The sequence below is a fragment of the Granulicatella balaenopterae genome, from assembly GCF_900111135.1.
In the GTDB taxonomy this organism is placed as follows: domain Bacteria; phylum Bacillota; class Bacilli; order Lactobacillales; family Aerococcaceae; genus Granulicatella; species Granulicatella balaenopterae.
In genome coordinates this window covers 18,017-44,859 of the sequence record NZ_FOGF01000007.1, presented here as the reverse complement: position 1 = coordinate 44,859, position 26,843 = coordinate 18,017, and the positions used below count along the sequence as shown (strand labels likewise).

Here is a 26,843-nt window from a genome sequence, read left to right as displayed (position 1 = left end):
AAAGCATAAAAAACACAATATTCATAGTAGTGGATTGTCTAAAAAAAGTAAGTGGGTAATTTATGTTTATATGACAATTACTTGTTTAATTTCTTTATTCCCGATTATTTGGGTGTTTTTATCATCTTTAAAAGCTGATCCTACTTTAGAACCTGGGTTTACTTTACCAAAAGATATTAGTTTTGATGGGTATATCTCTGTATTTACGGAAATGAATGTACTTCATTATTTTTGGAATAGTTTTAAAATCGTTACCGTTTCAGCAACATTGAGTATTATTATGATTTCAATGTCTGCTTATGTAATCGCAAGAATGGATTTTAAAGGGAAAAAAATAGTAACTGCGATGATTTATTCTACTATGTTTATTCCAGCGACAGCGATGACTTTCCCAGTATATAATCTTGTTAATAAAATTGGCATTTACAATACGCCATTTGCTTTAATGTTTGTGTATACATGTAGTGGTATTGCAATGAGTTTCTTTATTATTCGTAACTATTTTGCTATTATTCCTGATTCATTAGAAGAAGCAGCAGAAATTGATGGTGCTAGTCATAGTCAGATTTTTTGGCGAATTATGTTGCCGATTGCTAGACCGGGAATTTTAACAGCATGGATTTTAGCGTTTATGAATAATTGGAATGAGTATTATTGGTCATCAATGTTGATTATCGATCATGATCAATTAACTGTTCCGGCTTTATTAGGGCAATTTACAACAAGTTTTAATACGAATTATAATGGGCTATTTTCAGCAATTATCGTTATTGTATTACCACCGATTCTTTTATTTACGTTTACAAGTAAGTACTTTATTGAAGCATTAGGAGGAGGCGCAGTAAAAGGATGATAAATAGTTTAGACATGATTAATAAGAAGACAGAATGGTTTAGACATGATCGTTTTGGGATGTTTATTCATTGGGGAATTTATTCAATTCCTGGGAAAGGCGAATGGTATCGTAGTCATCAGAAAGTATCTATAGAGGACTATCAACCATATTTTGATGCATTTAATCCAACGCAATACAATCCGAAAGAATGGGCTAAGTTGGCGAAAGCAGCTGGTATGAAATATATGGTTTTGACTGCGAAGCATCATGACGGTTTTTGTTTATTTGATTCTAAGTATACTGATTATAAAGTAACTAATACCCCAATTGGACGTGATTTAGTAGCGGAATATGTAGATGCGGTGCGTTCAGAAGGTTTGAAAGTAGGCTTGTATTTTAGTTTGATTGATTGGCATCATAAAGATTATCCAAAATACAAAGATTTGAACCACCCAATGCGCGACAATGAAGATTATAAAGATGAGGAAATTGATTTTGAGAATTACCTTGATTATATGCATCATCAAGTTGAAGAGATTGTAACAAATTATGGTCAGATTGATATTTTATGGTTTGATTATTCATATGAAGAGATGGTTGGTGAAAAATGGCGTGCCACTGAATTAATCAAGATGGTTAGAAAACATCAGCCTAATGTAATTATTGATAATCGCTTAGAAACGTCAGGTGAAGGCTTTGGAAGTATTGTGACGGATGCGATTAATCTGTATTCGGGAGATTTTGTTAGTCCAGAACAAATCGTACCGCATGAAGGCATTAGAAACTATAAAGGTGAGTTTATCCCATGGGAGTTATGTATTACGATGAATAATAACTGGGCGTATAATCCCAATGATCACTTATACAAACCAGCTAAAGTCTTGATTCGCAAATTAATTGAATGTGTTAGCAAAAATGGTAATATGATTTTAAATGTTGGACCAGATGCTTTAGGGAATATCCCACAAGATAGTATCGCTATTCTAGATACTTTTGCGACTTGGATGAATCAGCACCAAGAAGCAATTTATGGTTGTGGCTATGCAGATTTAGTAAAGCCTGAATGGGGGTATTATACACGTAATAACAATACAATTTATGCGCATATCTTTGAACAACCAATTGGACCAATCTATTTACCAGGGCTTAAAGAAACTGATATTAAACGCATGAGCTTTTTACATGATGCTGGTGAAGTGAAGATTTCTAAAAGTTGGAATACTAATGCTTTTAAAGATTTATGTTTTGCGCAATATGGCGATGTTGATCATTTTACTTATCCTTTACCTAATGATATTGCAAGTGTTATTAAAATAGAATTGGTAGGTGATATAAGTGGAGATTAGTAACAAGAAAATTAGTAGAACTTTTTATTATGATGGTAATGAATTTTATACAAGTGCTATTAATAATTTAAAAGCAAATATGGCTGTTCCAATTAAAAGGTGTGAGGAATTTATCATAAAATTTTTGGATGGAACAGAGATTTACGCCTCAGAATGTAAATTGACATTAGTAAAAGATACTAATGAGAAAGTTGAAGTGCTATTTGAAAGTGATGATATTAAAATAAATGTAGTTTATGATGCACGTTTTGATGTTATTGCTAAGACGGTTACGATTCAAAAATCAGCTAAAAAGATTAATTATATTATAGTAGAGTTAATTGAATTTCAAGAAAATAATCAAATCTATTATCCTAAAAAGCAAAAAGATATTAAAGAAATGGCAGGTTTTAAGGGGTATTACGTTGAATTAGGTCAGCCGGTCTATGCAAATTCATTATTTTTAGGTACAGAATTCCCGCTTAGTGAAAATCGAGTGACCAAACAAACTTATACTAGTAAATATTATTTAGGTGAGCAGACTGAATTTCCTAAAGAAATCTTTCCAGCGATTGTCGGAAGTGCTACTGACAGCGATAAAGATTCGTTAAAACAAGCTTTTCTATCCTATCTTAAAGGGATTTCGCAACCAAGCTACTTTAGAAAGCAATATAATTCTTGGTATGACCACATGACAGAGATTAATAATGACGGTATTCTTAAGAGTTTTTCTACTATTCATAAAGGATTTGCTAATTATGGAGTTAAATTAGATGCCTATGTAGTCGATGACGGTTGGACGAATTATCAAAGCGTTTGGCAATTTAATGAAAAGTTTCCAAATGAATTAACTGATATTGCTGAATTGGTGAAGAGCTTTGATGCTAGTTTAGGTTTATGGATTGGACCAAGAGGCGGATATAATGGCACTGAAGTTATTATGAGTGATTGGCTAGAAGCTCATCCTGAATTGAAAATTGGTAGTAAAAATAGTCGCAGCAATGATGTTAATGTCGGTGATTTTAATTATTTACGTGAAATGAAACGTAAAATGCTTGAATACCAAACAAAATATGATATTTCATATTGGAAAATTGATGGCTTATTATTGCAACCAGCAGAAGATGATGCGAGTGGTCCTTATGGCATGCATACTATGACGAAAGTATACGAGTTCTTAGTTGAATTGTTTATTGATTTACGTAAGGAACGAGGCGCAAAAGATTTTTGGTTAAATTTAACCTCATATGTAAATCCAAGTCCATGGTTCTTGCAATGGGTTAATTCTTTATGGATTCAAAGTTCGCAAGATGTGGGTTATGTTATGGAACAGACAACAGATACTAGTAAGATGATTACTTATCGTGATTCGCAATATTATGAGTTTTTATTTGAGCGTGATATTCAATTACCATTAAGTAGTCTATATAATCATGACCCAATCTATGCGGTATCGGCTCACACATGGTATTTAGATGCACCAATTCATTCGACAGTTGCGGAATTTAAAGATTATTTATTATTCATTTCAACGCGTGGTAATGGTTTTTGGGAATTTTATTATTCATATACCATGTTTGATGAAGAACGTTGGCAAGCCAATTCAGAAGCAATTAAATGGATTGAACAGAATTATCAGACATTGAAAAATAGTGTCTTCTTTGGAGAAAAGCCAAGTAATATGGCAAGTATTTATGGATTTAAGTGCTTAAATGATGACGAGAGCGAACTAATCATTTCCTACCGTAATCCATCATTGGAAGCACAAAGTATCGCATTTGAGTATAATGTTGAAGATATTGTTGAAATAGTCGTCGGTCAGGAGGCGTACATAAAGAAAGATAAAATTGAATTACCTGCAGAAAAAATGCTTATTGTGAAGATAGATTTGTCTAAATAGTTTAGTAGGGTTAAGTTATTGAGGAGGATCACAATGATACATCATAAATATAATAAAGTAGCGCTTGTTGTTTTATTGCTCTTGGGTATTTTAGCTGGTATAAACACTGCTGTTATTGATGCGGCAACATTAGAAAATGATGGAACTACAACGAAAGAACTATATCTCTCTGATTTAGATTGGACATTAGCGACGCATGGTGATGTTGATAAAGAGAAAGTTGTCCAAAAAGATAAGCCATTCAGTACGGGGAATAATGGGCGTGATAATAAAATTTCTTTACTAATGCCTGATGGGACTGTTAAGGAATTTGAAAAAGGCTTAGGAACTATTGCGGATAAACCTTCTAAAATCGAATATGATATTAGTGACTATTCAGTGAAATCATTATCTGGATTTGTTGGATTAGATCAAACAGCTACTTCAAACTTAGCTAATCATGGAGAAATTGAAAAAGTTGTTATTTTAGTAGATGATGAAATTGTCTTTACTACAGAAACAAATTACCCAAATGGGATTAACACAAAAACTGCAGCAATTCCGTTTGATGTTGCTATTCCTGATGATGCCAAAAGTATTAGTTTACAAAGCTTTTCAGGTAGCCAAACTTGGGCTGATGAAGTCGTGTTTGCTGATGTTAAGTTAACTATTACACCTCAAATGGTTTATTTATCAGATTTAAATTGGGTCTCTGCAATTCATGGAGATGCAGATACTAATAAACAAGTCCAAAAGAATAAACCTTTTAGCACTGGTAACAATGGACAAAATAATCAATTGTCTTTAAAAATGGCTGATGGCACAATTAACGTATTTGAAAAAGGCTTAGGTACAATTGCCTCACAACCATCAAGCGTTATTTATGATATTTCAACTGTAAATGCTTCAGAATTTCATACTTTTGTTGGGTTGGATAGAACAGCAAGTGGCCATTTAGAAAATTATGCAACCATTGAAAAAATTGAGGTTAAACTAGATGGTAAAGTAGTTTATAGTACACTTGATAGTTATCCTAATGGTATTGATTATCATACACCGGCAATTCCAATTTTTATTGAGATTCCTAAAGGGACACAAACGCTTGAATTAAATGCTTATGCAGGTCGTGAAACATGGGGCGATGAAGTAGATTTTGCTGATGCGTACATTATAGCGGACAAAAAAGAAAATTCTGAAGTGATTAGTAATCAAAAGAGACGAGAAATTTCGAATGAATCACCATTAATGATGATCCCTTTATATGCTAATGGTAGTGCTTACGAACAGGGGAATTACGAATTTTGGGGTGAAGATACTTTATATGGTAAATGGGAAAGCATTCCAGAAGATATTAAACCTTATGTGGTAATCGAATTACATCCAGATGATTTACCAAAACGAGACGGTTCAGCAGCTGATTTCTATGAGCATTTCTTGAAATTAGCCAAAAATCATATTAATCCACAAACACAAGAAAAAGAGCCAATTCCGATTATAATAACAACTTTTACTGCTGGAAATGTCAATTATTATACAGCAACTCATTGGTTAACTTTTGATTGGATTGAACAAATGTATAAAAAGTATGATAACTTACAAGGTTTATTCTGTACCGAAAATTATTGGGTGTGGACGAATAATGTTGAATCTAATGCAGCTAAATACTTAGAATTATCAGCTAAGTATGGTGGTTATTTTATTTGGTCTGAACAAAATAATGGTGCTGCAATTGAAAAAGCGCTAGGAACACATGGGAAAACTGTTTTCAAAGATGCCGTGGACCAGTATTGGCAAAACTTTATTTTTATGTATAAGAATACTCCTGCAGCAGAAGGTAATGATGCACCAACTACAAGTTATATGAAAGGCTTGTGGTTAGCAAATAAAGCCTATCAATGGGGCGGATTAATGGATACTTGGAAATGGTATGAAACTGGTAAATGGAAATTGTTTGAACAATCAACTATCGGTAAAAACCAAGGTAATCGTCAATGGCTAACAGAACCAGAAGCAATGTTAGGTTCAGAGGCACTAAATATTTATTTAAATGGTGGTTGTGTTTATAATTTTGAACATCCGTTTTATACATATGGCGTTAGAAATCAGAATACCCCGTTATTTGATAATGTTATTTTGGAATTCTTTAGAGATGTGATTGCCAATCCTGCGCCTACAAAAGAAGATGTACTAACTTCAACTAAAGTATTTTTAAAAGGTGAGTATAGTCACCATGGAAATGGAGATTACTTCGTTGGTTTAAATACTAATAAAGCAACAACACCTTTATATACTACAGGTAGATACGGGGTTATTCCAGCTGTACCAACAACTATTGATACTAGCAAATTGGATGATATCGTTTTAGTGAAAAATATGACTGATCGAGATATTAGACATAAAAATAAGAGAATTAACTATTTTGAAAATCTATATCCAAAACAATATGAAGGTGATATTTTTGCGCAACAATTTAATCACGCTTGGTATCTATATAATTATTACTATAATAAAAATGTAGCACAAACAGGTAAAGTTAGATTGACTAATAGAGAAGTAGAAGTAATGTTACCCGCTAATAGTTATGTCAAATTAGCAGAAACTGAAAATGGTATTGCGATTAATCTTAATAATTTCACTACCAATAAAGATGCTTTGTGGGAACCTGCTACTACTACTAACGAAGCCATTAATTTGCCTCAATTATCAAAGGTTGAAGCTCAAAATTGGGTATATGATCATTACATTTGTGAAACAACTTTTGGTGATAAGAAATTAACAACATTTACAATTCATGATTTATCACAAGAACCAACTGTAACTATTATTGATGGTACAACAGATTCATATGAAAATCCAAAAATTAATTATGATTATATGACAGGTATCGCAACTATTACTATTGAAAGTAATGGATTTTTAAATGTAAATATTAGTTATTAGTTATTTAGGAGGAGGTTGCTATGAAAAAAGATGTTAAAGTTTTAGTAGATGAGTTTAAAGGTGTTTTTGGTGTTGATGAGCCACAAGTCTTCTTTGCGCCTGGTCGGATTAATTTGATTGGCGAGCATACGGATTATAATGGTGGTTATGTTTTTCCGTGTGCGATTTCATTGGGAACTTATGCGGTGGTTTCAAAGCGGTGTGATCGTGAATTGCATTTGTATTCGGATAACTTTAAGGATAATGGACTCTACCAAGTGTTGCTAGATGATTTGAGCTTTAAAAAGGAGGATGGCTGGACAAATTATGTGAAAGGTGTCTTTTTGTATCTACAAGAGATGGGTTATCAGTTACCGTATGGCTTGAATATATTGGTTTATGGTAATATTCCGAACGGTGCCGGTTTGTCGTCGTCTGCGTCCTTAGAATTATTAATGGGTGTGGTAGCAAAAACTATTTATGGATTAGAAGTATCAATGATTGATTTGGTCAAATTAGGTAAAAAAGTTGAAAATGACTATATTGGTGTAAATTCTGGTATTATGGATCAATTTGCAGTTGGTATGGGAAAAGAAAATCACGCCATTCAATTGGACTGCAATACACTTCACTATCAATTAGTACCTGTTAACTTAAAAGATGAAGTGATTTTGATTATGAATACCAATAAACGTCGCGAATTGGCTGACTCTAAATATAATGAACGTTTTGCCGAAACACGTCAGGCACTAAAAGAACTACAAGCACATCTAGATATCACAACTTTAGCGGATTTGACGGTGGAAGAATTAGAAACGGCGAAAGAATATTTGAGTAGTGACTTATTAGTTAAGCGGGCCCGCCATGCTGTCAGTGAAAATGAGCGGACTATTAAAGCAGCTGAATTGTTAAAACATGGTGATGTAACGGGTTTTGGCCAATTAATGAAGGAATCGCATTTATCAACGGAAATCGATTATCAAGTGACTGGTAAGGAATTGGATACTTTAGTCCATACAGCTTGGGGATTAGATGGCGTGATTGGTGCTCGCATGACAGGTGCTGGATTTGGCGGTTGTGCGATTGCTTTAGTTAAAAAGGATTGCGTTGAAGAGGTAAAACAAGCGATTTATAACGCATATCTCGAAAAAATTGGCTATGCGCCGTCATTTTATCTTGCTGAAATTAGTGATGGTGCCTCAATTTTAATGGGGGATGAGTAGGATGATCGATGCCGTAATCAAATCATTTGTGCAACAGTCGATTTTATTGGAGCTAATCGATGAAGAAGATCGCTTTTATACGACAAATCAGCTGCTGCATCTACTGGATTTGGTGGATTATGATGCAAGTTGTGAGGTTTTAGCCGATCAGTCGTTACTGGATTTATTGGATCGAATGTTAGAATATGCGCAGGAATCTCGTGTGATTAGCGCTACTATTGCTGAAAAAGACCAAATTGAAGCAGCGATTATGAATCTTGTGACGCCTTTACCATCCGTGATTAACCGTAATTTTGCCAAATTATATCAAGAAAACCCTCAACAAGCGACCGATTATTTTTACCACTTAAGTCGGGCGAATAATTATATCAAAACTCGTGAGTGCGCTAAAAATATTGCCTTTTGCTACAGTGGTGAGTATGGCGATTTGGAAATTACGATTAATCTATCAAAACCTGAAAAGGATCCAAAAGAGATTGCGGCAGCTAAAAAAGCAAAAGTTACAGGGTATCCGCCTTCTGTTTTGGCGATGAGTAATGAAGGCTATTATGGTCGCAGTAATTTTCCGGCTAGAAGTAATCATCGGATTATTCGCTTGGAGATTAATCAGGAGGAGTGGGGCTTTCAATATTCGCCCTATGCTTATTTTACCGAGCATTCGATTTTCTTGAGTCAAGAATTGCGTCCGATGAAGATTAATCAGCGTAGTATTGAGAATTTACTAGCGATTGTTCAGCAGTTGCCCCATTATTTTGTTGGTTCTAACGCCGATTTGCCGATTGTGGGTGGCTCGATTTTGGCGCATGATCATTATCAAGCCGGTCGCCATATTTTCCCGATGGAGCAAGCGCCGATTGAAAGGGATTTTGATTTGGGGATTCCTGGAGTCATGAGTGGAATTGTCAAATGGCCGATGTCGGTAATTCGTTTGCAATCTAATAATCGTGAGGCAATCGTTGCGGCTGCTATGAAGATCATTAATCAGTGGCGTAACTATTCGGATGTAGAGGCAGATATTTTAAGCCATACTAGTACCATTCCCCATAATACGATTACGCCGATTGCTCGCATTAAAGATCAGGTATGGGAATTGGATCTAGTTTTACGAAATAATCGCACAAGTGAGCAGTATCCAGATGGCATTTTCCATCCGCACCAAGATTTGCATCATATTAAAAAGGAAAATATTGGCTTGATTGAGGTAATGGGATTGGCGATTTTGCCACCACGCTTAAAAACAGAGCTAGCAGAAGTCGAAAAATATCTCTTACAAAAATCAAATAAAATCGATGTGACACATCTAGCCTGGGCCAAACAAATTAAGGCAAGCAATCCAGAGATTACCCAATCAAATGTCACAGAGATTATCCAACATGCAATCGGTGAAGCTTTCGAACAAGTATTAGCAGATGCTGGTGTATTTAAGCGCACACCTGTCGGACAACAACAATTCCAGCGCTTTATCGCCAGTTTATGATAAAGTCTTGTGTACAATTAGTTTGAATCTTAGAAAAGAAGTGGGTAACTGCTTCTTTTTTTGTTTTCAGATGTTTTTTCGTCGGCTACTATTAGTTTTTAAAGAGATAGGACTACGGATGAGCATTTTATCCATGTCAGATCTTGCATCATCATCCCCGTATTTTATTTCTACTGGATTTTTTGTATAATGGTAATGCAATTATCTTATAAAAAGGGGGATTATTTTGTCTGCAAAACCAGTACTTATTTATTTTGTTATTATGAATAGTTTAGCTTTTGCCATCTTTTGGGGTGATATTAATCGAGATCATCGAGTTGGTAAGGGGGTTGAGCCGCAAATTTTGTTAAAGTTAGTCACGATTTTTGGTGGAGCTTTGGGAAGTTTAGTGGCGCAAATGGTATTTGATTTAGCTTGTCATAAGTGGCCTTTAGTGAATCGCTTCTATAGTTTATTATGGGTAGTAATTCAGACGGTGGTGCTATCTACCTTTGTGGGGCCGTATCGTTTTTTCTTGCAAGCATATTTTAGTCAGTACCGTTTGTGGTTAATTTACTTAGCATTATTAAATAGCATGACGTTTTTAGTTTATGGTATGGACAAGTTTAAAGCTGTTTCTCGTAAGTGGCGTATTCGTGAGTCTTATTTATTAGTATTAGCGATAGCTGGAGGGGCGATTGGGGCTTTAATGGGGATGGATTTATTTCATCATAAAGTGAATAAGCCGAAATTCTATCTAGGTGTGCCGGCGATTTTAGCATTGCAAGTTTTAATTTGTTATTATTTAAAAGAAAATCCAATGACATTCTAACAAAAAAAGATTCTCTCTAAGCAAAATCTTATTGAGAATCTTTTTGTATACGCATTTAAATTGGATTAATGTCCGTCACAACCGCATCCGCAAGCACAGTGATTGTCTTCATCATCTTCATCGTCAAATTCATCTTCTACTAATTCATCTTCATTATAATCAGCAGGGACAATTGGGAATGGTGTATCTTGGAAGTGTAGGAATAAGTACATTTTTACAAATTCTAAAATCGAAATAAAAATATAAAATCCTAAATAAATCAAAGCAACTTTAGCTAAGCCTGGTAATAAAGCGCCACAAGCTAAAGAAAAGCTGAATTTAGGCATGCCCTCAACGAAAACGCGAAACTCACCGGAATTAGCTACCATAAAGATAAGTGTTCCTAAAATTTGAATAATTGCACAAGCTAGGTTTAGTTGGTGTAATTTTTTGTAGCGGAATTCTTGAGAAAATTTAGTAAAGTTTTTCATGATGTTACCTCCTTAAAAACATTTTAGAGAATTGACCTTATATATAGTATAACATATTTTAGAAGATATTTTTTGTAATTTTACGGTTTTTTCTTGCGTTAAGTCCACAATAGCGCATAATAAAAAAGCTCAAGGGAAATAACATCAAATCCCTCAAACTTTTCTAGTTGTTCATCATGATTTTTTTTGGTTTACAAGATCGAATTCATCTAAGACGATTTGTTCAGGCGGGTTAGTTAATAAGCTAACAATTACAATCATAAGCATCGCAACAATAAAGGCTGGTAATAATTCATAAATATTCCAGAAGCCACCTAATGGACGAATCGCATATTTCCAGACAAAGACCATCACCCCACCTGATAATAAGCCACTAATCGCACCCCATTTATTCATACGGCGCCAAAATAAGGCAAGTAACATCACTGGACCAAAAGTTGCGCCAAATCCTGCCCAAGCAAAGGATACGATACGGAAGACTGAGCTATTTGGATCTTTTGCAAAAAATACGGCAACCAAGGCGATTAAGATAACGGTTCCTCGTGCTACTAACATATTACCTTTGACTGATAATTTAATGCCTAAACCATTATGAATTAAGTTTTGTGAGATACCAGAAGAGGCTGCTAATAATTGCGAATCAGCTGTTGACATAGTAGAAGCTAAGATTCCCGCTAAGATTAACCCGGCTAAAATGGCTGCAATAATACCTTGTTGACTTAATAAATCGGCAATTTTTACAATAATTGTTTCGGAATTTGCTCCTGTTAAGACCTCTAAAGCACCAACTTTTGTCATACTATAACCAACTACGCCAATAAAGACACCAATTGCAAGGGAGATAACTACCCAAGTAGAAGCAATGCGACGAGAAAGGGTTAACATTTCTTCAGATTCAATCGCCATAAAGCGTAATAAAACATGTGGCATTCCAAAATATCCCAACCCCCACGCCAGGGTAGAAATAATTTGCGCTATTCCAAAGTCAGTTGCTGTCTTGTTAATTGCATCATAACCTTGTGAAATACTAAAATATCCTGGTAAGACTTTAGCATTATCAATAATTGCACCAAAACCACCAGCTACTTGAACACCAAATGTAAGAACGATTAATAATGCAATACTCATAATGATACTTTGAATAAAATCAGTAGTACTAGCTGCTAAGAATCCACCTAACATGGTATAGAGTACAATTACTACTGCACTTACAAGCATTGCCGTAAGATACGGTACTCCGAAGATTGTGGCGAATAATTTTCCACAAGCTGCAAATCCTGAAGCTGTATAAGGAACGAAAAAGACTACAATCATAATCGCTGAAAGACTTAATAGTAAATGCGAATGATCTTTAAAACGATTTTCAAAGAATTCTGGGATGGTAATAGAGTTTCCTGCTACTTCAGTATATCGTCTGACCCTTTTAGCAATCACTAACCAGTTAATATAGGTTCCAATCGCTAAACCAATAGCCGTCCAACTAGCTTCTGCCACACCTGATAAATAAGCTAACCCTGGTAAACCCATTAAAAGCCAGCTACTCATATCAGAAGCTTCCGCACTCATTGCCGTAACAAAGGGGCCTAATTTCCTTCCGCCAAGATAAAAGTCCCCGGCATTGTTGTTTTTGTGGGACATTCGAACCCCCACTGCAATCATCATCCCTAAATAGACAATAATTGCTAGCATAATCATAAATTTTGAAAGTTCCATAAAATTTCTCCTTTTTGTGTTAAAGAATATTCTAACATAGAAGGAAGGCACTAGCAAGCAGTCATAAAGCATCTAGTTCACTTAGTTCTAGATAATTTAGCATGTTGGCTAGACTAGAACGAACATGCCAAATTTTTTCTAAAGCCTCATCTGCTAGGAACATCATAAAGATAGTCTATAAAAGTTTTTAAAACGATAGATATAGCTAAAGAAGAGCTATGTTGCGGTAGATAGTGACTGGTTTTTGAGAGTCTATCGAGTGCAAGGCTTTATTAGCTATGGATGATTTTCTTTTAAGGATTCTTTGCATTGTTCTAAACATTCTTGATAATGATTGCAAGTTAGATAGCTTTTCGTATTTTGTAATTTTCGCACATCTTTTGGGTAGATACCTTTATATTTCTTGTAATAACTGGAGAACTTACTATGCGAGGCGTAACCGACTGAATTGGCGATGGATTTGATATCGAGATTAGTCGTTAATAATAAGGTTTCGGCAATATTCATGCGCCGTCTTTGTGTATATTCCGTGATACTCATTTGATATTCTTCTTTAAAGAGTCGTTTTAATTTTGTGCCGCTCATCATAGCAATTTTTTCTAATAATTCACGTGGTATATCTAAAGGATAATGGTCATTAATATAGTTAGAGACATTCCGTAAGGCATCTTTATCGTCTTTTGGTAGTTCTTTTTTAGAAAGCTGGTTTAAATAATGATCCAAGGTAATACTTAACCATTCTTTTGCCTTAGCTTCAAAAAAGATTTCAGCTGCAGGGGAAGTCATTTTACAGTTGAGAATCACTGAAGCAATTTGTTCGATGGGGGCAACAATTGAGCTTCTTGTCTCAAAAAACATATCATCTACGTTAAAGTCTTGTTGTATAGATAGGGTACATAACTGTTCTTTTAGCATTTTGTCTTTGAAATTAATCCCAACACTTAGATAGGGAAAGTTGCCATGTAGTAAAAAACGAAAATCTTTATGACAGACATTACAAACATACAAACTATTCGCTGATAGTGGCTGATAGGGTGTAAAGCTTTCGCCATTAGCGGAAATAATATACGAAGAACAAATCGTCATATAGGAGCTAACATCAGGAAAGTCTTCAATTAATACCTCTTGGCGCACAAAAAAATCATGAATATCAATAATAAAATCCTCTGTTTCATAAAACCAATATAATCCATCAAATTCTTTTGTTATGAGTTGATAAGTCGTACCAACTTGACAATATTTTTGGCAATTAACTTGTTTTTGCCAACCCAATTTTTCTAAAAAGTCTTTGTACATCTTGCTTCCTCCTTTATCATTAGTTTATGATAATATAGTTTACCTATTAGACCATTTAGACATTATTCTTATTAGACCGATTGTTTCTGCTTATATTGTAGCTGATTTTGGCCTTTGATACAATATAGATAGATGAAGTCCTTATTTCACAATAGTTTCTAGCTTGTTTAAGCAATTTTTATGCTATAGCAATTATTCAGACGAGTTGGTATTTTTGGAGTTAAAAGTCTAAAAGGGATAAAAGGAGGAGGTCATGTGTTAAACGTATATAAGAAGTTAATTAGTTATGTACCAGAGAAGCAGTATTTAGTCTATTTGACGATTATTTTATCAATAGCATCTACTTTTTTACAGCTTAGTGCATTTTATTATTTATATGTTTTTTTTAATGAATTACTAAAGACTACTGACCCAGAAATAATTACTACCAACTTAATGAAGATTGTCTTATTACTAGTACTTGGCTCGCTTTGTTATATGGCGTCAGGTTTAGTATCGCATATGTTTGCTTTTCGTTTGGAGACGAATTTAAGGAAATATGGTATTGAGGGCTTATCGAAGGCTAGTTTCCGTTTTATGGATACTAATGAATCAGGTAAGGTGAGAAAGATTTTAGATGATAATGCTGCGTTAACTCATGCGGCGGTAGCTCATTTGATTCCAGATAATACGGGTGCTAGTTTGATGCCTATTTTATTAATTATTTTAGGCTTGATGATTGACTGGCGGGTTGGCGTGGTATTAATGGTTTTATTAGTAGCTAGTGGCGTATTAATGTACTTGATGATGGGCGAGAAGGAATTTATGAAGATTTATCAAGCGGCTTTAGAAAGATTAAGTACGGAGACGGTTGAATATATTCGTGGCATGCAGATTGTGAAAGTTTTTGGCGTGGATGTGCGTAGTTTTAAAGCCTTGAATGCGGCCATTAAAGATTATGGTCAAAACGCTTTAGACTATTCGATGAGCTGTAAGCGTCCTTATGTGGTTTTTCAGGAAATATATTTAGGTTTGATGGCGATTATTATTCCAATCTGGCTATTATTTAGTGATTTACAGGCTAATCCAACTGAAGTGATTGTACCATTGTTAATGCTTTTATTTTTAAGTGGGGTCTTATTTACTTATATGATGAAGGTAATGTATATTGGCATGTATGTCTTCCAGGCAAATGATGCGATTGCCAAGTTGGAGAGTATTTATGCTGATATGCAGAAAGATTCACTAACATTTGGTGAGCATGAGGAAATGGATGACTTTACCATTCGTTTTGATGATGTTAGCTTTTCTTATAATGATAAGCCGGTGTTAGAAGAATTGACTTTTTCGCTACCAGCAGGCAAGACTTATGCATTAGTGGGTGAGTCTGGTTCAGGAAAATCAACTATTGCTAAGTTAATTTCAGGTTTTTATAAAGTGCAAGATGGTTCAATTACAATTGGTGGTTATCCAATCGAGAGTTATAGTGAGGAGTGCATCATAAAAAATATTTCATTTGTCTTCCAAAATGTTCAATTGTTCAAAAAGACTCTCTATGAAAATGTAGCGCTCGCTAAAAAGGATGCCAATCGTTGTGAAGTCTTCCATGCCATGCATCTAGCAGGGTGTGATAGTATTCTTAATAAGTTCCCTGAGCGTGAAGAGACGATGATTGGTTCGAAGGGTGTTTATTTATCTGGTGGTGAGAAGCAAAGAATTGCGATTGCTCGTGCGATTTTAAAAGATGCGCCAATTGTGATTTTTGATGAAGCAAGTGCTGCGATTGATTCAGATAATGAACATCAATTACAACAAGCTTTTCATAATTTGATGCAGAATAAGACGGTTATTATGATTGCGCATCGCTTATCAACGATTAAAAAAGTCGATGAGATTATTGTTTTACAACAAGGACAGATTATTGAGCGTGGTACAGATGAAACTTTAATGGCTAAACGCGGCACATACTATCAACTACAAGAACTTTACCAAGAAGCTAATGATTGGAGGGTTACAGATGGAACGACTAATTAGAGAAAAGCTAGCATTAACCGATCAAGGGGCTAAGGATTTAACGAAAGCTAGTTTGTTATGCTTTTTAAGTTATCTAACGACGATGGCGCCGGTGATGTTAGTGATGGTCTTATTAGAACAATTATTACACGAAGCTAGTCCGAAGAGTAGTGGCTTTTATATTGCTATGTCAGTCGCAATCTTAGTGTTGATGTATGTAGTGTTAAGTGTTGAGTATGATGCGCTATATAATGCGACCTATAAGGAAAGTGAGAATTTACGGATTGAGATTGCTCGTAATTTGAGTGAACTACCTTTATCTTATTTCTCAAAGCATGATTTATCAGATTTAGCCCAAACCATTATGGCGGATGTGACAGCAATTGAACATGCTTTATCTCATGCGATTGCAAAAATCATTGGCTTTGCCGGATTCTTTGTCGTGATGGCGGTGATGTTATTGGCAGGGAATATCAAGTTAGGTTTGGCGGTATTAGTACCAGTGATAGCAGCAATCATTGTTATGGTACTTTCTAAGAAAATGCAAATTAACAATCAAACAAAATATTATCACAAACTAAGAGAGAATTCCGAATTATTCCAACAAACGATTGAGTTGCAACAGGAGATTAAAAGTTTTGGCTTAACGAAAGCGGTAACAGACCATTTATATGAAGAGATGAATAAGAGTGAAAAGATTCATATTGATGCAGAATTCAAAGTGGCAGGTTTAGTAACATTAGCGGGCTTGATTGTCTATTTGAGTCTAGCTTTAGTCTTAGTTGTTGGGATGAAGTTATATCTGGCTGGTGAAGTGAGTTTATTATATTTTTTAGGGTATTTACTGGCTGCATTTAAGATTAAAGATGGCGTGGATGGCATTACGATGTTTATAGCCGAGTTATTTTATATTGATGCGATGATTCAGCGGATTAAAGAGATTAAAGAAACTAAGGTTCAGACTGGCGAAGTGACGGATTTAACGGAATTCGATGTGGATCTTAAGCATGTCAGCTTTGGTTATGATGCAGATAGTCCTGTTTTGAAGGATATTAGCTTTACGGCTCACAAAAATCAAGTGACGGCACTAGTCGGCAAATCAGGATGCGGTAAGACCAGTATCTTGCGTCTTGTTTCTCGTTTGTATGATTATGATAGCGGTAGTATTAAGATATCTGACAAAGACATTAAAGAGATTGCGACTGAATCTTTATTTGATAAGATATCGATTGTCTTTCAAGATGTCACATTATTTAATGCTTCTATTATGGAGAATATTCGTATCGGTAAACTAAGTGCAACCGATGAAGAGGTTATGCGTGTTGCCCAATTAGCGCATTGTGCAGAATTTATTGAAAAATTACCAGATGGCTATGATACGATAATTGGTGAGAATGGTGCCAGTCTATCAGGTGGAGAGCGGCAACGTCTATCAATTGCCCGTGCTTTCTTAAAAGATGCACCGATTATTTTACTAGATGAAATCGCCGCTTCATTAGATGTTGAAAATGAAAAAGCCATACAAGAGAGTTTGAATACCTTAACTAAGGGGAAAACGGTGATTATTATCTCACATCGCTTGAAGTCTATTCAAAACGTCGACCAAATTGTTGTAATTGATGAAGGTCTTGTCGAAGCTAGCGGGACTCATGAGGAATTACTTGAAAAATCCCCGGTCTACCAACAATTAATCACAAGTGCGAAATTGGCGGAAGGATTTCATTATTAATAGCTTTTTAGGATCGGGGTGGCTAGTCGCTACAGTGTTTTAAAGGGATTTTATGAGATTAGTAAGCCATTTGTTGGGAGAATGGGTAAGCTAGCTAATAAGATATGATTCACACTATAAACAGTTGGGTATATCAAAAATAATAAAAAGGAAGGGAATATACAGTATGAAAAATCAAAAATTAACAGTTAAAGACTTAATTAATGTAGGCTTATTTTCTGTATTAATCATGTTAGCGACATTTATTGCAGGGATGATTGGTTTTATTCCGGTGACGATGCCAATTGTGCCATTTTTAGGTGGGCTTGTTAGTGGGCCATTATGTATGTTGTTTGCGACTAAGATTAAAAAACCAGGCATGTTATTTATTGAGCAGATGATTATTATGGTGTTCTTTATTATTTCCGGTCATGGAATATGGGGCATTCCTACCGCTTTAATTGCTGCGTATTTAGCAGAAGTTATCTTAAAACGTGGCCAGTATACAAGTGTTAAAGCGGCACGTCTTGCATTTAGTGTCGCAAGTTTAGCGAATGTCGGCTTATGGTTGCCATTATATTTTGCTAGAGAGGCCTATATTAATCAATTAGTGGAAATGGGGTATGGCCAAGAGTATGCGGATAAGTTAATGAGTGTGCTACCAATGTGGTCATTAGTGCCAATCGTCTTATTAGGCATGCTTGGTATGTATATTGGTTGTACAATTGGTATTAAACTCTTACGCAAACATTTTGTTAAGGCGGGGATGGTTGAGGAGGTTTAAGGCTTAATGGAAAAACCAAACTTTGAAACAGGATTTCATTTGGATTTCCGTACGAAGCTTTTTGTGACAGTGGTTTTATCCTATACCTTATTACTAGGCAATCTGCAAGAGCGCTTTTTAGTGGTGGCGATAGGTGCTTCATCATTACCCTATCTATTACTCTTACTAGCCAGGCGCTATCAAGCAGCTATTAGGGGGATAGGATTGATTATTGGTGCAGTATTAGTTCAAAAATATTTAATGGGACATGTAACGGGAGTGGTGACGAGTATTTGTTTATTTATTACAATGCTTATCTTGCGCTTATTGCCGGGATTTGTGATGGGGAAATATTCATTTATGACGACGGATATAAGTGAATTAATCTATTCATTAAAAAAATTAAGGCTCCCCGACCAAATGATTATCCCAATGACGGTGATGAGTCGTTTCTTTTATACGGCTAAGACAGACTACCAACAAATTAAAGAAGCGATGTACTTACAAGGTCTCACTAGCAAACGCTTATTAACTCAACCCGTTAAACTCATTGAATACCGCACGATTCCTTTATTAATGGTCTTGATGCGGACGGCAGATGATGTAGCCGTCTCCGCTTTAACGCGTGGCTTAGTCATTGGGAAAAAAAGAACTAGCCTAGTAGAAACACATTTTACTTGGCGTGACGGGGTGATGTTTTTTTGCATGGTGGTCTTAATTGGTTTCTATCTAGGAGGTAAATATGCTTGAATGTAAAAATATTTCAATACGCTACCAAGAACGCCTATTAGTAAAGGATGTAACGCTATCTGCTAAACCAGGAGAAGTAATTGTCTTAACAGGTAAGTCCGGTTCGGGGAAGAGTTCACTATTAAAATTAATCAATGGCTTAATACCAGAAGTCCAGCAAGCCACTATTACTGGGGAGTTGACTTATAAAGGGGAGAATGTCTTAGAAAAAGATATCGAGGAACGCTCACAATTTGTCTCAACAGTCTTTCAAAATCCTAAGACGCAATTCTACTGTATTAATACGACGGATGAATTAGCTTTTGCTTTGGAGAATCAAGCTTTACCAGTAGAAGAGATTTGGGAGCGGGTGCATCATTATGCAAAGCTATTGAATACGGATAAACTATTAAATCGTGATATCTTTTGTCTATCAGGAGGAGAAAAACAATTAATTGCCATTACTTCTGTAGTTTGTATGGAAAATGAGGTCTATTTATTTGATGAACCATCTTCTTCATTAGATCCCCAAGCGATAAATTGGCTAAGAAACACCATTAAACTCTTAAAAGATATGGGGAAGATTGTAATTATTGCTGAACACCGCTTATATTATTTAAAGGAATTAATCGACCAACTATGGATTATTGATCATGGCCAAGTGAAAAGCTATCAAAAAGAAGATTTAGTTGAAACTTTATTAGAAGAATTAGCGAATCAATATCAATTAAGAAGCTTTACCAGTTGCCAAGAACAAGCACTAGCAAGCCACAAGCATCAAGTCATCCATCTATTAAACAAGGAAACGATTGTAATACACAGTGAGCTAGCAGATGTAAGAGATGTAGTAGCAGTAACGGGAAATGCGGTAAATGAACAAGACAGACTAGCAGATGCGAGAAAAGTGGTAGATGAACAAGACAGACTAGCAGATGCGAGAAAAGTGGTAGATGAACAAGACAGATTAGTTAGTAGAGAGAATGAAAAAGCTGTACTAGAAAATGCGACAACTCCATTAGATAAAATAGCGGATGCGAACACATGTACGGTATCGTCTAAAAAGGCATCTGACCAACTAAAGCCGATACCAACTATCGTAACAACAAACACTTTAGCTAACAAACAAATTACCCATAACTCGCCTCAATTAACGTGCCAACATTACTACATTCAATACGGAAAGCAAAAAGTTATGGATTGTAGCTTACAATTCTCAAAAGGAACCTACTTTATTACAGGAGAAAATGGCGTGGGTAAGACTAGTTTCATTCGCAAATTATGTCAATTAGCTAAATTCCCAGGTAAAACCTACTTCGGTGGGGAATTGATCAAGCAATCTTATGACTATCTCAGCCTAGTAATGCAAGATGTGAACTATCAATTATTCACTGAATCTGTCTGGCAAGAACTCTCGCTAGCTAGTGATGACCAAGCAGAAAAAGAACAAATATTAAAAAAATTGGAACTCTGGGATAAAAAAGATTTCCATCCACAAATTCTATCCGGTGGTGAAAAACAACGCCTATTATTCGCCATGGCATTAGTTAGCCATAAACCACTAATCATTTTAGATGAACCAACAAGCGGCTTAGACCGCATTCAAATGACACGCATCGCACAATATCTGCAAACCTTGCAAGCGTCTGGTAAATTGGTGTTAGTCATTACACATGATTATGAATTAATTGATGAGTGCCGTGGTACCATTTTAGAATTTAAAAGATAAGACTGATGAAGCTTTCAATCTGCCAAGAAAACTTATAATGCAATGGGCATGAATTATTTGCAACATGAAAAATGAGTAGCGGTATTATGATGCGACTGCGGATTAGTAATCAAAGTAGGGGTGTTATGATGCACTGACCAATAGCTCAATAAATACAAGCCGTCCGTGCAAGATAACAGTGGATTATCTAGATTATTATGGCGTGAAATTAATATATTTTTCTCGATATTGCAATCTATTTTCTAATATATTATGATTGTACGGTAAGTGAATACGTATGATAGAGGAGAATGATATGAACGAAAAAACGATTTTAATTGCAGCCCATCGAGGAACGTCAGGAGGTAATGTCTTACAAAACACGACCTTAGCCTATCAAAATGCCTTATTACATCAAGCGCAAATTGTCGAAGTGGATATTACAATGTCAAAAGATGGTGTCTTCTACGCATTTCACGACGGACAAGAATCACATGTGTTTGGAGAAGATATTGATATTCGTACCATGAACTCCAGTGAGATTGACCAATTAGTCATGATTAATGCTGTCAATAATCCCATTAACCAAAAAATCGAACGTTTCGACACCGTATTTACCAATATGAAAGATAAATGCATCATGAACATCGATCGTAGCTGGGCATACTGGGAGACATTTTTACCCTATTTAAAAGAAAAAGGTGACTTATCAAGCCTAATCTTAAAATCACCCGTTATTAGTGACCGTTTAGAATTATTAAATGCAGCAGAATTAACCATCAATTATATGCCAATCATCAGAACTTGCGAAGATTACTACGCTGCACAACAATATCCAAATATCACAATCGGAGCAGTCGAATTAATATTTACCACAACAGACGCTGACATTATCTCACCAGCATTCATCGAACAAATCCACCAAGCAGACCAAAAAATATGGATTAATGCTTTAAGATTAAACGACCGCTACCATTTAGCAGCCGGATACGATGATAACCGTGCCATTTCAGGAGATTTCGCAGGCAGTTGGGGCAAATTAATTGAGATTGGTGCCGACATCATCCAAACAGACTGGCCATTATTATTACATAGGTATTTACAACAATAAAGCGTAGCAAACAGCAAGATAAGGAGTCGAAAGCGATGAAGAACAGCAATAAACATATAGTGAAAAAAATAATGATTGGTCTTTTAATAGTAATAAGCTGTCTTTTGGTCATTCGTGGTTATCATTCCATTTATTATCTGAATAAAACCTACAAGATTAAACATACATATGATATCAATCAAACTGAAATAGCAGACGTTCAAATAAAAACTGTGCAAAGTGGGATGGTGAATGGCTATCACTTTATCCCAGATCACAAAACCCATAATGGTGTGATTATTGTATTTGGCGGTTCAGAAGGTGAGTGCGAGCAATGGTTTGGTGAACGCTACTCTCCGCTAGGCTATGAAGTATTATGTTTGTATTATTTTGGAAGTGACAATCAACCTGCAAAACTTTCAGAGGTTCCAATTGAATTCTTTGATGAAGCACTCGCATACTTAAATAATCCTGATGACTTAACGGTATATGGAGTCTCAAAAGGTGCGGAATTAGCCTTACTTTTAGCAACTCGCTATGATTGTATTAAGCATTTAATCTTAAATGAACCATCCTCACATATTTATCCGGGCATGGACTTAGGCAAATCTGCATGGACGGAACATGGCGAACCAATCCAAACAGCAAATATTCCAAAAGAAGCGTATTTACCTGCATTGGGATTTTTCTATGATTTATTAGTAAAGAAGCCAACTGGGTGTATCAAAGTTTATGATAATATTATCGCAAATCAAAAGGACAGCGATATTGGCAGAATCAATGTGGAAGATATTAATGAAGAAGTTGATATGTTAATGTTTGCAGCAACAGATGACCAAATGTGGCCGTCTGTCACAATGGCGAACATTATTAAAGACCATCGACCGGTTAATACTGAATTAATAATATTGGAAGGTGCCGGACATATGTTTCATATCGATCATTTATTAATTGAGACAAATGGTTGTATCTTTTACACAGGAGGAACCTTAGAAACAAACAAAGCAGCATATCAGTTATTTGATAGTGAAATCGAACATCATCTAAATAAATGGTGCCAGTGAACTAGTTGTCATAAGAACGCATAAAAACTGGAGACATTTGACATAGTAGTAAATAATGAAAGCCTATTTATGAGGCTATAGCTATAAAAGTAGTATCAGAATACGGTCAATAAAATTTAGGAATGGTGTCTGTGCTTTCGTTGCAGGCACTATTTTTATATACAAAATCAAATATATTTGGTAAAATTTAGAAAATATCGAATAGGGGGAACGGTGATGAAAAGTCTTGGCACAAAAAGTTTATCTAGTCAGCGGATACTATTACGGCCATTTATCATTGAAGATACTAAAGCTTCCTATGAAAACTGGACAAGTGACGCATTAATGACCAAATATCTACGTTGGCCAGCGCATGTTAGTATGAATGAAACTGAAAACATTTTACGCAGTTGGATTAACCAATATAGTGATGAAAATTTTTTTCAATGGGCAATCATTGTAAAAGCTACTGGGGAAGTGATTGGTACAATTTCCAGTGTGGATACGAATCTTTCAGAGCGTACGGTTGAATTAGGTTATTGCATTGGCTCAAAATGGTGGCATAAAGGTTATACCACAGAAGCAGGTAAACTAGTATGTGACTATCTATTAACAGAGTGTGGGTTTGAGAAACTGATCATTCATCACGATAGCCAAAATCCAGCATCAGGAAAAGTTGCCCAAAAACTAGAATTCAACTATTTAGGTAGAAAACTACAAGCAGGACGTAATAACCAAGGAATTGTTGATGAAGACTGTTATGAATTAACTAAATAAAAAAGCAATAAGCATGGTGGCATTGTTCCATCGTGCTTTTTTGATTCATAAAAAATAAGAGTTAGATTAGAAATGAAAACATTTACACTCAAAATAACTAGCATATGGTATAATTAATGCATAAATCCACTAATAGAAAGAAGGTTTTAAGATGATTGAATTTAAACAAGTTACCAAAAAATATGATGAAAAAATAGCATTAAATAATCTTGATTTGACGATTGAAAAAGGTGAAATACTAGGATTAATTGGACATAATGGAGCAGGTAAATCAACCACTATCAAGATCCTTGTTAATATCATTAATCAAACATCAGGTGAAGTATTGATTGATGGTAAAAATATTCATGATGATTTAGTATGGTCTAAAAAGCAAATTGGATATGTAGCCGATTCACCAGATTTATTCTTACGTTTAACAGCACAAGAATATTGGGATTTCGTAGCTTGTGCTTATGAATTAAGTGAAAAAGATAAAAATGCACAACTAACACCATTAATCGAGTTATTTGATTTAACAGATTACCGCTATGATATTATCGACTCATTTTCACATGGAATGCGTCAAAAAGTCTTTATTATCGGGGCTTTATTATCCAATCCAAATATCTGGGTCTTAGACGAACCAATGACGGGACTTGATCCGCAATCATCTTACGACCTAAAAGAAATGATGAAACAACATGCCAAAGAAGGGAATATCGTTATCTTCTCAACCCATGTCTTACAAGTAGCCGAACAATTATGTGATAAGATTGCCATCTTGAAGAAGGGCGAATTGATTTATCATGGCACATTAGAAGAACTAAAAGAACAAACACCAGAAGAATCACTAGAAGACATCTATCTACAAATGGCCGGCCGTGAAAAAGTTGCCAAAGCAAAAGTCGAAGCTGTTAAAGTAGAGACACAAGCAGACGGCGAAACAGTAGTCGAAGAAGTTGAAGTGATTACCGAAATAGATCACCAAGTAGAAGAATCGCACTGCTGCGGATGTTGTAGTCACGAACAGGCTGAAGATGAGACAAAATCTGAAGAAGCCAACGAAAAACCATCGCTAACTGACACGAATCGAGAAAGCGAGGCAAGTCACCATCCAACAAATTCTGAAACGGTAGGTGAGCATGATGAGAAATAATATTATTCGCCAAATCATTCGCATGAACTTAATTTATTCAGCACCACCAGGAGTTATCGAAAAACAACGCAAAAAAATGGCGAAAGTTCCAGGTTTAGTGATTGATATTCCAAAAGCCATTATGAAACAACATATTTGGTCGGCCTTACTATTTACTTTAACATATGGTGTAATTCTTGGGATGAATCAAATGGTTAGCCAACCTGGTTATTTTAGTCGTATGGCGGGAATGTTTTCATTATTAGCCATCTTACAGGGCATTACCGCAATGTATAATGTCTTTTACGATAGCAATGACATTACCTCATACCAACCATATCCGGTAAAAGAAAGTGAAATCTTCCTGGCGAAAGGGGTTGCGGTTATCTTTCCCGTGGCGATGTTCTTATTGCCATTATTAACCTTCTTTGTTATTTTACCATTCCGGGCTCCAGTGGCTAATTCATTGGTTAGTTTAGTTATTTCCTTAATTTGCTTTGTCTTATTATTTATGATTATAGCTTGTATGGTTACCGTGATTGTTTATTTCTTAACTAAATCAAGTATCTTCCGTAAATACAAACAAGTTATTTCTGGTATTTTCATTGCGATTTGTGGACTTGGCGTAGCCGCAGCGCTTATCTTTATTAACCGTTCATCAACACCAACGACTGAGGTAACTACCACCGATGTCAGTGGCATTCCAATGTTTGAAAGTCTCTATTGGATGATTGTTGAACCATTAAATATGACTACCGTTACGACTTTATTATTAATGTTTGCCTTACTATCAATCTTTGGCGTGATTATTAAATTCTTAGTCCTACCAAACTTCTATCAAGATGTCTTGAAAACAAGTGAAGTTGCGGTTAGAAAACGTGTTAAAAAATCAAAAAAACCGATGAGCTTGAGAAAACAATTAATTCATTATAATTTTGGCTTAATTCAAAATGGTAGCTTATTAGCAAGTGTACTGCTATTCCCAATAATTTATCCATTAATTATTATTGTGACAGCAGCGTTAAAGCTAAGCGATGTATTTTGGTTCCCAGAAATATTTAGTTATAGTGAATATAGTTTAACATTCTTTATACTAGGAGCATTACTGACAAAATTATCAGGGTTATTTGGTAATTTAACCTCACTGATTATCTCTTTAGATCGTGAAAACTTTTACTTTATTAAGTCTTTACCATTTGATATGAAGTATTATCTAAAAGTAAAATTCTACTTTGCTTTGATTATCCAACAAGTGCCGATTTTACTATTATTGATTGGTACGACGCTATTTATTAATTACCCACGCGCTTTAATTCTGCCGCTATTCTTAGGTTGGTTTATGATTGCGCTATTCGATGGTATGAGAGGTTTTGTACATGATATTCGTTATATCCACTTTGGTTGGGGCAATGTTATGGACTTAATGCAGCGTGGTACGAGCAATTTAGTGAAAGCCTTTATCATGTTTGGTTATATTATTGGTACAGGAATCGCAATTGCTTTCAGTATTGGCTTAGCGAAGGGTGCTCCAGAATTTGCCTATATTATTTTAGCCATTTCGGTAGTAGGCTTAGCACTTTTTGAACATATTTACTATCAAACAAAATTCAAACCAACAATTGAAAAATTTTTAAACGACTAAACGAAGATCCCTTGCCGGTGTGGTGGGGGATTTTTTATGGATTGAGAACTATCTTTTTGAAACATTAAAATTATTTAGCGCAGAAGAAGGATTATAAATCAACAAAATTTGCTATTGTTTAAAACAAATTACGCTAGTCAATCAGACAAAACTAATAACTAGAGTATTACTCAATATACATTTTAAGCATAAAAAATAACCAGCGACTGCAATCGCTGGTTTCTGTTGCATCAAAACTACTACGGCAGATTGGGTATGCATAGTATTGCAACTAACAGACATTATCACTTTGCTTGTTGCCTGGATGATTATCGGGATAGTTTTAGCAC

Annotated in this window: 19 protein-coding genes and 1 pseudogene; 17 read left to right on the top strand and 3 right to left on the bottom strand. The window is 35.3% G+C overall.

Annotated features, from left to right (window positions below; all coding sequences use genetic code 11):
* The first annotated feature begins 70 nt into the window (after positions 1–70).
* The 7 genes from BMX09_RS02705 to BMX09_RS10255 all read left to right on the top strand — a co-directional run bounded on the left by BMX09_RS02705 (position 71) and on the right by BMX09_RS10255 (position 10,469).
* Positions 71–853, top strand: a complete 783-nt coding sequence (locus BMX09_RS02705; RefSeq protein WP_089746188.1) for a carbohydrate ABC transporter permease — start codon at positions 71–73, stop codon at positions 851–853.
* Positions 850–2,181 carry an alpha-L-fucosidase gene (locus tag BMX09_RS02700; protein WP_089746163.1) on the top strand — a complete coding sequence of 444 codons (1,332 nt, stop codon included), beginning with the start codon at positions 850–852 and terminating at the stop codon, positions 2,179–2,181. The genes BMX09_RS02705 and BMX09_RS02700 overlap by 4 nt, the downstream gene beginning before the upstream one ends.
* Positions 2,171–4,060, top strand: coding sequence for an alpha-galactosidase (locus tag BMX09_RS02695; protein WP_089746162.1), 1,890 nt, complete (start codon positions 2,171–2,173; stop codon positions 4,058–4,060). The genes BMX09_RS02700 and BMX09_RS02695 overlap by 11 nt, the downstream gene beginning before the upstream one ends.
* 33 nt (positions 4,061–4,093) lie before the next feature.
* Positions 4,094–6,979, top strand: coding sequence for a glycoside hydrolase family 98 domain-containing protein (locus tag BMX09_RS02690; RefSeq protein ID WP_089746161.1), 2,886 nt, complete (start codon positions 4,094–4,096; stop codon positions 6,977–6,979).
* A gap of 20 nt (positions 6,980–6,999) precedes the next feature.
* Positions 7,000–8,181, top strand: a complete 1,182-nt coding sequence (locus BMX09_RS02685; RefSeq protein WP_089746160.1) for a galactokinase — start codon at positions 7,000–7,002, stop codon at positions 8,179–8,181.
* 1 nt (position 8,182) lies between these two features.
* Positions 8,183–9,658 carry a UDP-glucose--hexose-1-phosphate uridylyltransferase gene (gene galT / locus BMX09_RS02680; RefSeq protein WP_089746159.1) on the top strand — a complete coding sequence of 492 codons (1,476 nt, stop codon included), beginning with the start codon at positions 8,183–8,185 and terminating at the stop codon, positions 9,656–9,658.
* A 226-nt stretch (positions 9,659–9,884) separates the two neighbouring features.
* Positions 9,885–10,469: a DUF1294 domain-containing protein gene (locus tag BMX09_RS10255; protein WP_245711116.1), complete on the top strand. Its 585-nt coding sequence runs from the start codon at positions 9,885–9,887 to the stop codon at positions 10,467–10,469.
* 65 nt (positions 10,470–10,534) lie between these two features.
* Here the strand turns inward: BMX09_RS10255 and BMX09_RS02670 are convergent, their stop codons facing one another.
* From BMX09_RS02670 to BMX09_RS02660, 3 genes are all read right to left on the bottom strand, one after another.
* On the bottom strand, positions 10,535–10,939 hold the full coding sequence (locus BMX09_RS02670; RefSeq protein WP_089746158.1) for a hypothetical protein: 405 nt from the start codon (positions 10,937–10,939) through the stop codon (positions 10,535–10,537).
* A 174-nt stretch (positions 10,940–11,113) separates the two neighbouring features.
* On the bottom strand, positions 11,114–12,652 hold the full coding sequence (locus tag BMX09_RS02665) for a sodium/proline symporter (RefSeq protein ID WP_218138910.1): 1,539 nt from the start codon (positions 12,650–12,652) through the stop codon (positions 11,114–11,116).
* A gap of 276 nt (positions 12,653–12,928) precedes the next feature.
* On the bottom strand, positions 12,929–13,948 hold the full coding sequence (locus BMX09_RS02660) for an AraC family transcriptional regulator (RefSeq protein ID WP_089746157.1): 1,020 nt from the start codon (positions 13,946–13,948) through the stop codon (positions 12,929–12,931).
* A 237-nt stretch (positions 13,949–14,185) separates the two neighbouring features.
* Between BMX09_RS02660 and BMX09_RS02655 the strand changes: the two genes are divergently transcribed.
* The 10 genes and pseudogenes from BMX09_RS02655 (at position 14,186) to BMX09_RS02610 (ending at position 26,514) form a co-directional block, all read left to right on the top strand.
* Positions 14,186–15,961 carry an ABC transporter ATP-binding protein gene (locus BMX09_RS02655; protein ID WP_456152172.1) on the top strand — a complete coding sequence of 592 codons (1,776 nt, stop codon included), beginning with the start codon at positions 14,186–14,188 and terminating at the stop codon, positions 15,959–15,961.
* Complete coding sequence (locus BMX09_RS02650) at positions 15,945–17,669, top strand: ABC transporter ATP-binding protein (RefSeq protein ID WP_089746155.1); 1,725 nt, start codon at positions 15,945–15,947, stop codon at positions 17,667–17,669. The genes BMX09_RS02655 and BMX09_RS02650 overlap by 17 nt, the downstream gene beginning before the upstream one ends.
* A gap of 166 nt (positions 17,670–17,835) precedes the next feature.
* Positions 17,836–18,432: an MptD family putative ECF transporter S component gene (locus tag BMX09_RS02645; protein WP_089746154.1), complete on the top strand. Its 597-nt coding sequence runs from the start codon at positions 17,836–17,838 to the stop codon at positions 18,430–18,432.
* A gap of 6 nt (positions 18,433–18,438) precedes the next feature.
* The gene (locus BMX09_RS02640) at positions 18,439–19,161 is read left to right on the top strand and encodes an energy-coupling factor transporter transmembrane component T (protein ID WP_089746153.1); all 723 of its coding nucleotides are present in this window, start codon (positions 18,439–18,441) and stop codon (positions 19,159–19,161) included.
* Positions 19,154–20,866 carry an ABC transporter ATP-binding protein gene (locus BMX09_RS02635; RefSeq protein ID WP_218138909.1) on the top strand — a complete coding sequence of 571 codons (1,713 nt, stop codon included), beginning with the start codon at positions 19,154–19,156 and terminating at the stop codon, positions 20,864–20,866. Before BMX09_RS02640 ends, BMX09_RS02635 begins: the two co-directional genes overlap by 8 nt.
* Before the next feature lie 295 nt (positions 20,867–21,161).
* Positions 21,162–21,956 (top strand): glycerophosphodiester phosphodiesterase family protein, encoded by a 795-nt coding sequence (locus BMX09_RS02630; RefSeq protein ID WP_245711115.1) that lies wholly within the window; start codon positions 21,162–21,164, stop codon positions 21,954–21,956.
* Positions 21,957–22,015: 59 nt separating this feature from the next.
* Positions 22,016–22,999: an acyl-CoA thioester hydrolase/BAAT C-terminal domain-containing protein gene (locus BMX09_RS02625; RefSeq protein ID WP_177159507.1), complete on the top strand. Its 984-nt coding sequence runs from the start codon at positions 22,016–22,018 to the stop codon at positions 22,997–22,999.
* Positions 23,000–23,215: 216 nt separating this feature from the next.
* Positions 23,216–23,755 carry a GNAT family N-acetyltransferase gene (locus BMX09_RS02620; protein WP_089746150.1) on the top strand — a complete coding sequence of 180 codons (540 nt, stop codon included), beginning with the start codon at positions 23,216–23,218 and terminating at the stop codon, positions 23,753–23,755.
* Between the two features lie 151 nt (positions 23,756–23,906).
* A pseudogene (locus BMX09_RS02615) lies at positions 23,907–24,626 on the top strand (ABC transporter ATP-binding protein); the annotation flags it as partial.
* Positions 24,627–24,882: 256 nt separating this feature from the next.
* The gene (locus BMX09_RS02610) at positions 24,883–26,514 is read left to right on the top strand and encodes a hypothetical protein (protein WP_089746148.1); all 1,632 of its coding nucleotides are present in this window, start codon (positions 24,883–24,885) and stop codon (positions 26,512–26,514) included.
* Positions 26,515–26,843 lie beyond the last annotated feature (329 nt).

Excerpts from the sequence above, each read along its gene's own strand:
- BMX09_RS02705 (WP_089746188.1), top strand. The coding sequence starts at position 71 with ATGACAATTACTTGTTTAATTTCTTTATTCCCGATTATTTGGGTGTTT.
- BMX09_RS02700 (WP_089746163.1), top strand. The coding sequence starts at position 850 with ATGATAAATAGTTTAGACATGATTAATAAGAAGACAGAATGGTTTAGA.
- BMX09_RS02690 (WP_089746161.1), top strand. The coding sequence starts at position 4,094 with ATGATACATCATAAATATAATAAAGTAGCGCTTGTTGTTTTATTGCTC.
- BMX09_RS02685 (WP_089746160.1), top strand. The coding sequence starts at position 7,000 with ATGAAAAAAGATGTTAAAGTTTTAGTAGATGAGTTTAAAGGTGTTTTT.
- galT (WP_089746159.1), top strand. The coding sequence starts at position 8,183 with ATGATCGATGCCGTAATCAAATCATTTGTGCAACAGTCGATTTTATTG.
- BMX09_RS02670 (WP_089746158.1), bottom strand. The coding sequence starts at position 10,939 with ATGAAAAACTTTACTAAATTTTCTCAAGAATTCCGCTACAAAAAATTA.
- BMX09_RS02665 (WP_218138910.1), bottom strand. The coding sequence starts at position 12,652 with ATGGAACTTTCAAAATTTATGATTATGCTAGCAATTATTGTCTATTTA.
- BMX09_RS02660 (WP_089746157.1), bottom strand. The coding sequence starts at position 13,948 with ATGTACAAAGACTTTTTAGAAAAATTGGGTTGGCAAAAACAAGTTAAT.
- BMX09_RS02650 (WP_089746155.1), top strand. The coding sequence starts at position 15,945 with ATGGAACGACTAATTAGAGAAAAGCTAGCATTAACCGATCAAGGGGCT.
- BMX09_RS02645 (WP_089746154.1), top strand. The coding sequence starts at position 17,836 with ATGAAAAATCAAAAATTAACAGTTAAAGACTTAATTAATGTAGGCTTA.
- BMX09_RS02640 (WP_089746153.1), top strand. The coding sequence starts at position 18,439 with ATGGAAAAACCAAACTTTGAAACAGGATTTCATTTGGATTTCCGTACG.
- BMX09_RS02635 (WP_218138909.1), top strand. The coding sequence starts at position 19,154 with ATGCTTGAATGTAAAAATATTTCAATACGCTACCAAGAACGCCTATTA.
- BMX09_RS02630 (WP_245711115.1), top strand. The coding sequence starts at position 21,162 with ATGAACGAAAAAACGATTTTAATTGCAGCCCATCGAGGAACGTCAGGA.
- BMX09_RS02620 (WP_089746150.1), top strand. The coding sequence starts at position 23,216 with ATGAAAAGTCTTGGCACAAAAAGTTTATCTAGTCAGCGGATACTATTA.
- BMX09_RS02610 (WP_089746148.1), top strand. The coding sequence starts at position 24,883 with ATGAGAAATAATATTATTCGCCAAATCATTCGCATGAACTTAATTTAT.